The sequence below is a fragment of the Pseudomonas sp. S12(2018) genome, from assembly GCF_024355235.1.
In the GTDB taxonomy this organism is placed as follows: Bacteria; Pseudomonadota; Gammaproteobacteria; order Pseudomonadales; family Pseudomonadaceae; genus Aquipseudomonas; species Aquipseudomonas palmensis.
Window position 1 is genome coordinate 446,265 of the sequence record NZ_QLAD01000002.1, and the last position, 8,907, is coordinate 455,171.

Consider the following 8,907-nt stretch of genomic DNA (forward strand, 5'->3'; position numbering starts at 1 on the left):
ATGCGGCAAAGCGCCACAGGCACACCGGCTTCGATGATGGCTTTTTGAACCTCGTCGGTTTGTGCGAGTCTGATGGGGTCTGCGTGGTCGGGATCGACCGCCGCCACGCCTCAATTTCAAGGAGTTGCCCATGCACACTGTGTCTCGCGCCAGTACCACCCTCGTCCTCGCGACCGGCCTGTTTGCCAGCTTTGCGGCACTGGCCGACGAGCCTCGCTACAACCAGGTTTCACTGCGCGCCGAAGCCAGCAAGGAAGTCGCCCGGGACCTGATGGTCGTGACCCTGTACACCGAGGCGCAGAACACCGACCCGGCCAAGCTGGCCAACGAGATCACCACCAGCATGAACAAGGCGCTGGAAAAGGCCCGTGCGGTCAAGGACGTCAAGCTCAGCCAGGACAGCCGCAACAGCTACCCGATCTACGACAACAAGAACCAGAAGATCACCGGCTGGCGCGAACGTGCCGAGCTGCGCCTGGAAAGCGCGAACTTCCCGGCGCTGTCCAAGCTCACCGGCGAGCTGCTGCAGGACCTGAAGATGGGCGGGATGGATTTCGCCATCGCCCCGGCCACCCGCAAGAGCAGCGAAGACGCCCTGCTCAAGGATGCCATCGACGCCTTCAAGGCCCGCGCCCAGCTGACCACCGAAGCCCTCGGCGGCAAGGGCTACAAGGTGGTCAACCTGAACCTCAACAGCAGCGGCTACCCGCACCCCTACGCCCGCGGAGCCATGATGATGAAGGCCAGCATGGACGCCGAAGCCGCGCCAAGCCCGGAAATCGAAGCCGGTACCAGCCAGGTCAGCCTCAGCGCCGACGGCACCATCGAAGTGCTGATGCCCTGATTCACCTGCGGGCAACGCCTGCATCGCTGTCAGCTATGGTTTGAGGGTCGCGCTGGTCAACAGGCCAGCCTCCCTGCCCGCCGAGCGGCCCCACTGGCCGCCCGGCGCACCAATGACATCGATGAGGCCAACAATGCTCAAACACGCGGTCCTTCCCTACCTGCTCGGCGCAGGCCTGCTGGCCGGCGCACCGCTGGCCCATGCCGCCAGCAACCTGGTGTTCTGCTCCGAGGGCAGCCCGGCGGGCTTCGACCCGGGCCAGTACACCACCAGTACCGACTTCGACGCCTCGGCCGAGACCGTCTTCAACCGCCTCAGCCAGTTCGAACGCGGCGGTACGGCGGTGATCCCCGGGCTTGCCACACGCTGGGACATCAGCGACGACGGCCTGAGCTACACCTTCCACCTGCGCGAAGGCGTGCAGTTCCACAGCACCGACTACTTCAAGCCCAGCCGCCCCTTCAACGCCGATGACGTGCTGTTCACCTTCAACCGCATGCTCGACAGGAACCTGCCGTTTCGCAAGGCCTACCCCACCGAGTTCCCCTACTTCACCGACATGGGCATGGACAAGAACATCGTCAAGCTCGAAAAACTCGACGAACACACGGTCAGGTTCACCCTGGCCAGCGTGGACGCCGCGTTCATCCAGAACATGGCCATGAGCTTCGCCTCGATCCAGTCCGCCGAATACGCCGAGCAACTGCTCAAGCAGGGCAAGCCGGCCGACATCAACCAGAAGCCGATCGGCACCGGCCCCTTCGTGTTCGCCAAGTACCAGAAAGACGCGCAGATCCGCTTCAAGGGCAACAAGGCCTACTGGCAACCGCAGGACGTGAAGATCGACAACCTGATCTTCGCCATCACCACCGACCCGTCGGTGCGCATGCAGAAGCTCAAGAAGAACGAATGCCAGATCACCCTGTTCCCGCGCCCGGCCGACCTCAAGTCGCTGGAAGCGGACCCCAACCTGAACCTGCCGCACCAGGCCGGCTTCAACCTGGGCTACATCGCCTACAACGTGACCGACCCGATCAAGGGCACCACCGCGCCCAACCCCATGGCCCAGCTCAAAGTGCGCCAGGCCCTGGACATGGCGGTGAACAAGCAGCAGATCATCGACGCGGTGTACCAGGGCGCGGGGCAACTGGCAGTCAATGCCATGCCGCCCACCCAGTGGAGCTACGACGACACCATCAAGGACGTGCCCTACGACCCGGCCAAAGCCAAGGCGCTGGTGCAGGAGGCCGGGGTCAGGGAGGGCACCGAGATCACCCTGTGGGCCATGCCGGTGCAACGCCCCTACAACCCCAACGCCCGGCTAATGGCCGAGATGATCCAGGCCGACTGGGCGAAGATCGGCATCAAGGCCAGCATCGTCAGCTACGAGTGGGGCGAATACATGAAGCGCGCCAAGGCCGGTGAGAACGGCGCCATGCTGATCGGCTGGAGCGGCGACAACGGCGACCCGGACAACTGGCTGGGCACCCTCTACGGCTGCGACGCGGTGAACGGCAACAACTTCTCCAAATGGTGCGACCCCGCCTACGACGCGCTGATCAAGCAGGCCAAGGCCACCCCCGACCAGGCCCGACGCACCGAGCTGTACAAGCAGGCGCAGCACATCATCAAGGCGCAGGTGCCGATCACCCCGATCGCCCATTCCACGGTGTACCAGCCGATGCGCAAGACCGTGCAGGACTTCAAGATCAGCCCCTTCGGCCTGAATGCCTTCTACGGCGTAAGCGTCAGCCAATAGACACGCAACGCGATGTTTAGCCTGTCCCTGCGGGCGCCGAGCTCATCGGTGCACGCGGGGCACTGATACCTGCTTGAAAGTTACGACACCACACCAAGATTTTTCCCACGCCTCACACCCACTTCCTTACCTGCACGCCCGCCGCCCGCGTCCCTACCGTGGAGCGCGTGGTGGTGCTGGCACCCTGCTGTCGCCGCGCCCCCCACGCCTCGTACAACAACAAAGGAATGGGACCGCATGCGTATTTCTCCGGTTTTCGCCGCACTGCTGGGCCTGGGGGTACTGGCCTATGGCCCGACAGCCCTGGCCAAGGGCAACCTGGTGTTCTGCTCCGAGGGCAGCCCGGGCGGCTTCGATATCGCCCAGTACACCACCTCCATCGAAAACGACGCCGCCGAGCCGCTGTACAACGGCCTGGTGGAATTCGAACGCGGCGCCACCCGCGTCATCCCCTCGCTGGCGACCGGCTGGGACGTTTCCGATGACGGCCTGACCTATACCTTCCGCCTGCGCCAGGGCGTGAAGTTCCACGCCAACAAGGACTTCACCCCCACCCGCGACTTCAACGCCGACGACGTGCTGCTCACCTTCCAGCGCATGCTCGACCCGCAGCACCCGTTTCGCGTGGCCTACCCGGCCGAATTCCCCTACTTCGTCAGCATGGACCTGGACAAGAACATCGCCCGGGTCGAAAAGCGTGACCCCTACACGGTGGTCTTCACCCTCAACAGCGTCGACGCCGCCTTCATCCAAAACCTGGCCATGGGCTTTGCCTCGATCGTCTCTGCCGAATACGCCACCCAGCTGATGGCCAGCGGGCGCCTCAGCGACTTCGACCAGAAGCCGATCGGCACCGGCCCCTTCGTGTTCCAGCGCTACCAGAAGGATGCGCAGATCCGCTACCGGGCCAACCCCGACTACTGGGACCCGCAACAGGTCAGGCTCGACCAGCTGATCTTCTCGATCAACACCGACGCCTCGGTGCGGGTGCAGAAGCTGCGCAAGGGGGAATGCCAGGTCACCGTCAACCCGCGCCCCGCCGACCTCAAGGCCCTGGCCGCCGACCCGAAGATCAACATGCTCGACCAGCCCGGCTTCAACCTGGGCTACATCGCCTACAACGTGCAGCACCCGCCGTTCGACCAGTTGCAGGTGCGCCAGGCCATGGACATGGCGGTGAACAAGGCGGCCATCGTCAAGGCGGTGTACCAGGATGCCGGCCAACTGGCCGTGAACTTCATGCCGCCCACCCAGTGGTCCTACGACCCGAGCATCCGCGATGCCGGCTACGACCCCGACAAGGCCCGCGCCCTGCTGGCCGCCGCCGGGGTCAAGCCCGGCACGCCCATCACCCTGTGGGCCATGCCGGTGCAGCGCCCTTACAACCCCAACGCCAAGCTGATGGCCGAGATGCTCCAGGCCGACTGGGGCAAGGTCGGGCTGGACGTGAAGATCGTCAGCTACGAATGGGGCGAGTACATCAAGCGCACCAAGAACGGCGAGCACGACGTGATGCTGCTGGGCTGGACCGGTGACAACGGCGACCCCGACAACTGGATGGGCACCCTCTACAGCTGCGGTGCCATCGGCAGCAACAACGTATCGATGTGGTGCGACCCCGAATACGACGCCCTGGTGCAGCAGGCCAAGCGCATCACCGACCCCGCCGCGCGCACCGCGCTGTACCAGCAGGCCCAGCAGCGCATGAAGCAGCAGGTGCCGATCACCCCGGTCGCCCACTCCACCGTGCATCAACCGCTGAGCGTCCGGGTACAGGACTTCAAGGTCAGCCCGTTCGGGCGCAACAGTTTTTCGGGCGTCAGCGTCGACTGACCTCTGCCCGCCCCCTCCCAAGGTTCACCGCCGCACCCGCCGGGCTCACGAGGCCCGGCGGCTAATAAAAACATGCAAAGGAGCATCACCTTGAGACCTACCCGACACGCAGCACTTTGCCTGGCCCTTGGCGGCCTGAGCGCGCTGGCCCAGGCCGAGCCCGTCAGCCAGGATTTCGTTGCGCTTACCCTGCGCACCACCTCCGACCAGGCCCAGGCCAGCGGCTTTCTCGACGGCCAGCGCCTGTCCGGTTCGACCCGCAACTGGTACGCCCACGAGCACGCCACCCGCGGGCCACTGTGGTCCTACAGCAAGCGCGACGGCAGCCGCCACCCCACCAGCAGCCGCGACAACTGGGTCCAGGGCACCCTCCTCAACTACACCTCCGGCTTCACCGAGGGCACCGTGGGCCTGAGCACCGAAGTGGCGCTGTACAACGCGGTGGCCCTGCAGCGCGGCCGCGCCAGCGTGGCCGGGCCGAACAACCGCACCCTCACCCACGGCGACGGCGAGGTGCTCGACCAGTGGAGCAAGGTCGGCCTGGCCAACCTCAAGGCCCGGGTGTCCAACACCACCCTCACCGCCGGCCGCCAGTCCATCGACACCCCGGTGATCGCCTACATCGGCAACCGCGCACTGCCCTCCAGCTTCCAGGGCGTGAGCCTGCACAGCGCCGAGTTCGACAACCTGAGCTTCGACCTGGGCACCTTCGACCGCGTGTCGATGCGTACCGAGCAGGGCCAGAGCAAGTTTCGCTCCGAGTATGGCGATTCCCGCCAGTTCACCGACCGGGTCAGCATGGCCGGGGTCAACTACCAGCCGCTGCAGAGCCTGAGCACCAGCCTCTACGTGTCCAAGGTCGAGGACCTGTGGAACCAGTACTACTTCGGCGCCAACCACCTGCTGGGCGACAACGCGGTGCTGGGCCTGAACACCGGGCTCAACTACTACAAGACCCGCGACGCCGGCCAGAGCAAGCTGGGCGCCATCGACAACGACACCTTCAGCCTGTCGCTGGCCCTGACCCACCAGGCGCACACCGTGTCGGTCGCCTACCAGCAGGTCAACGGCAACGAGTACTTCGACTACCTGCACGACACCAACGCGATCTTCCTGGCCAACTCGCTGCTGTCGGATTTCAACGGCCCCAACGAGAAATCGCTGCAGATCGGCTACGTGCTGAACATGGCCCCCTTCGGCGTGCCCGGCCTCAAGTTCAACCTGTACAACGCCCGCGGCTGGGGCATCGACGGCACCCATTACAAGGGCGGTGGCTACGACGTGAAGAACCTCGACGGCGAGCACCACGACGAATGGGGCATCGGCACCAGCTATGCCGTACAAGGCGGCGCGTTCAAGGACACCACCGTGCGCGCCACCTACACCACCCACCGCGCCAGCAAATTGCAGGGTGACGGGAGCCTGAACGAGTTGCGCGTGGTCACAACCATTCCGTTCAACATCCTCTAGGGCGGCAGGTCGCGGCCGATTCGCCGAATCGGCCGCGATGGCTACGCTGGTTTAATCGAATGCAGGGAAGTGTCATGAAACAGTCAACCCTACAGGCTGCCCTTGCAGCCATCCTGTTGAGCGCCGCAGCCCCGCTGATGGCCAAGCCCCTGGTGGTGTGCACCGAGGCCAGCCCCGAGGGCTTCGACATCGTGCAGTACACCACGGCCGTCACCGCCGATGCCGCCGCAGAAACCCTGTTCAACCGCCTGGTGGACTTCAAGCCCGGCACCACCGAGGTGCAGCCGGCCCTGGCCGAACGCTGGGAGGTCAGCCCCGACGGCCTGACCTACACCTTTCACCTGCGCAGCGGGGTCAGGTTCCACACCACCGACTACTTCACCCCCACCCGCGACCTGAACGCCGACGACGTGCTATGGAGCTTCCAGCGCCAGCTCGACCCCGCCCACCCCTGGCACGACAAGACCAGCATCGGCTTCCCCTATTTCGAGAGCATGGGTTTCCAGCACCTGCTCAAATCGGTGGAAAAGCTCGACCCGCACACCGTGGCGTTTCACCTGACCCGCCCCGAGGCACCGTTTCTGCGCGACCTGGCCATGGCCTTCACCTCGATCTATTCCGCCGAATACGCCGACCAGTTGCTCAAGGCCGGCACCACCGCCGAACTCAACAGCAAGCCGGTCGGCACCGGCCCGTTCATCTTCCAGCGCTACAACAAGGACGCGCAGGTGCGCTACAGGCCCAACCCGGACTACTTTCGCGGCAAGCCGCCGAGCGATGCGCTGATCTTCGCCATCACCCCCGACAACAACGTGCGCCTGCAGAAGCTGCGCGCCAACGAATGCCAGGTGGCGCTGTACCCCAAGCCCGACGACATACCCGGCATCAAGGCCGACGCGCGCCTGAAGGTGGCCGAAATGGAGGCCCTGACCACCGGCTACATCTCGCTCAACACCGAGCACAGGTACCTGAGCGACGTGCGCGTACGGCGCGCCATCAACCTGGCCTTCGATCGCGAACACCATGTCGAGCAACTGTTCGGCAAGGGCAACGCCCTGCTGGCGGTGAACCCCTACCCGCCGACCCTGATGGGCTACAACAGCCAGAACCGCAACCCGCCCCGCGACCTGGACCAGGCCCGCGCGCTGCTCAAGGAGGCCGGCGTACCCGAAGGCACCGTGCTCACCCTGTTCACCCGCAACGGCGGCGGGCCCACCAACCCCAACCCGCGCCTGAGCGCCGAGATGCTTCAGGCCGACCTCGCCCAGGTCGGCCTGAAGGTCGACATCCGCGTGATGGAATGGGCCGAGATGCTGCGCCGCGCCAAGGCCGGCGAAGCCGACATGGTGTCGGCCGGCTGGGCGGGCGACAACGGCGACCCGGACAACTTCCTGACCCCGCTGCTCAGCTGCGCCGCAGCGAAGAATGGGGAAAACTACGCACGCTGGTGCAACCCGCGATTCCAGGTGCTGATCGACCACGCCCGCGAAACCGCCGACCCCGATCAACGCGCCGCACTCTATGTCCAGGCACTGGCGGTGTACGATGAGGCCAAACCGTGGATCAACATGGCCAACCCGAAGGTGTTCACCGCCCTGCGCGAGAACGTCGAGGGCTACGTCATCAACCCGATGACCAACAACAACTTCGCCACCACGCGGGTGAAGTAGAACGATAACGCTTGCAGCGCCCGCCCCCGGGCGCTCGCAGGCATGCCTTAGGCTGATGAGGTACACCACACGATGTTTAGTTTTATTGCACGGCGTCTGGGCCTGTTGATCCCGTCGTTCTTCGGCATCACCCTGCTCACGTTCGCGCTCATACGCCTGATCCCCGGTGACCCGGTGGAGGTGATGATGGGCGAACGCAGGGTCGACCCCGAGATGCACGCCCAGGCCATGGAACGGCTCGGCCTGAACAAGCCGCTGGCGCAGCAGTACCTGGACTACGTCGGCAAGCTGGCCCAGGGCGACCTGGGCGAGTCGCTGCGTACCCGCGAAAGCGTGTGGCACGAGTTTCTCGCGCTGTTCCCCGCCACCCTCGAACTGGCCATGGCCGCGCTGCTGTTCGCCGGCATCGTCGGGCTGCTGGCCGGGGTGATCGCCGCGCTCAAGCGCGGCTCGCTGTTCGATCACGGGGTCATGGGCATCTCACTGGCCGGCTACTCGATGCCGATCTTCTGGTGGGGCCTGATCCTGATCATGTTCTTCTCGGTCGGGTTGGGCTGGACGCCGGTGTCCGGGCGCATCGACCTGCTCTACGACATCGAGCCGACCACCGGCTTCATGCTCATCGACACCCTGCTCAGCGACGAGGAAGGCGCGTTCAAGGACGCGTTGATGCACCTGATCCTGCCGGCCATCGTGCTCGGCACCATCCCGCTGGCGGTGATCGCACGCATGACCCGCTCCTCGATGCTCGAAGTGCTGCGCGAGGACTACATCCGCACCGCACGGGCCAAGGGCCTGTCGCCGGCACGGGTGGTGTTCGTGCACGGCCTGCGCAACGCGCTGATCCCGGTGCTTACGGTGGTCGGCCTGCAGGTCGGCACGTTGCTCGGTGGCGCGGTGCTTACCGAAACCATCTTTTCCTGGCCGGGCATCGGCAAATGGCTGATCGAAGCCATCGGCGCCCGTGACTACCCCGTGGTACAGAACGGCATCCTGTTGATTGCCTGCCTGGTGATCCTGGTCAACTTCGTCGTGGACATCCTCTACGGCCTGGCCAACCCACGCATCCGACATCAGCGCTGAGGCCTTCGCTCATGACCAATCCGTTTGCAAAAACCGCTGCCGTCGACGCCGCGCCGCTCGACCAGAGCCTGCTCTACCCCTCCCCCTACAAGGAATTCTGGCACGCCTTCTCGCGCAACAAGGGCGCGGTGGCCGGCCTGCTGTTCATGTGCCTGATCGTGTTCTGCGCGCTGTTCGCCCCGTGGGTGGCGCCGCACAACCCCAGCGAGCAGTACCGCGACTTTCTGCTGACCCCGCCGGTATGGCTC

6 protein-coding genes and 1 pseudogene are annotated in these 8,907 nt (G+C 65.1%); all 7 read left to right on the forward strand.

All coding sequences use genetic code 11. The features are described 5' to 3' along the window. The first annotated feature begins 130 nt into the window (after positions 1–130). A complete protein-coding gene (locus DN388_RS05965) occupies positions 131–844 on the forward strand; it encodes an SIMPL domain-containing protein (protein WP_043862487.1) in 714 nt (237 codons plus the stop codon). A 133-nt stretch (positions 845–977) separates the two neighbouring features. After that, the gene (locus DN388_RS05970; protein WP_058541423.1) at positions 978–2,603 is read left to right on the forward strand and encodes an ABC transporter substrate-binding protein; all 1,626 of its coding nucleotides are present in this window, start codon (positions 978–980) and stop codon (positions 2,601–2,603) included. A 237-nt stretch (positions 2,604–2,840) separates the two neighbouring features. Beyond that, positions 2,841–4,436 (forward strand): ABC transporter substrate-binding protein, encoded by a 1,596-nt coding sequence (locus DN388_RS05975; RefSeq protein ID WP_254997628.1) that lies wholly within the window; start codon positions 2,841–2,843, stop codon positions 4,434–4,436. A 72-nt stretch (positions 4,437–4,508) separates the two neighbouring features. Further along, a complete protein-coding gene (locus tag DN388_RS05980) occupies positions 4,509–5,906 on the forward strand; it encodes an OprD family porin (RefSeq protein ID WP_254997632.1) in 1,398 nt (465 codons plus the stop codon). Between the two features lie 74 nt (positions 5,907–5,980). Continuing rightward, on the forward strand, positions 5,981–7,576 hold the full coding sequence (locus tag DN388_RS05985) for an ABC transporter substrate-binding protein (RefSeq protein ID WP_254997634.1): 1,596 nt from the start codon (positions 5,981–5,983) through the stop codon (positions 7,574–7,576). Between the two features lie 72 nt (positions 7,577–7,648). Further along, positions 7,649–8,659 carry an ABC transporter permease subunit gene (locus DN388_RS05990; RefSeq protein WP_043862492.1) on the forward strand — a complete coding sequence of 337 codons (1,011 nt, stop codon included), beginning with the start codon at positions 7,649–7,651 and terminating at the stop codon, positions 8,657–8,659. 11 nt (positions 8,660–8,670) lie between these two features. Beyond that, positions 8,671–8,907, forward strand: a pseudogene (locus DN388_RS05995) (dipeptide ABC transporter permease DppC); the annotation flags it as partial.

Excerpts from the sequence above, each read along its gene's own strand:
- DN388_RS05985 (WP_254997634.1), top strand. The coding sequence starts at position 5,981 with ATGAAACAGTCAACCCTACAGGCTGCCCTTGCAGCCATCCTGTTGAGC.
- DN388_RS05970 (WP_058541423.1), top strand. The coding sequence starts at position 978 with ATGCTCAAACACGCGGTCCTTCCCTACCTGCTCGGCGCAGGCCTGCTG.
- DN388_RS05975 (WP_254997628.1), top strand. The coding sequence starts at position 2,841 with ATGCGTATTTCTCCGGTTTTCGCCGCACTGCTGGGCCTGGGGGTACTG.
- DN388_RS05980 (WP_254997632.1), top strand. The coding sequence starts at position 4,509 with ATGCAAAGGAGCATCACCTTGAGACCTACCCGACACGCAGCACTTTGC.
- DN388_RS05990 (WP_043862492.1), top strand. The coding sequence starts at position 7,649 with ATGTTTAGTTTTATTGCACGGCGTCTGGGCCTGTTGATCCCGTCGTTC.
- DN388_RS05965 (WP_043862487.1), top strand. The coding sequence starts at position 131 with ATGCACACTGTGTCTCGCGCCAGTACCACCCTCGTCCTCGCGACCGGC.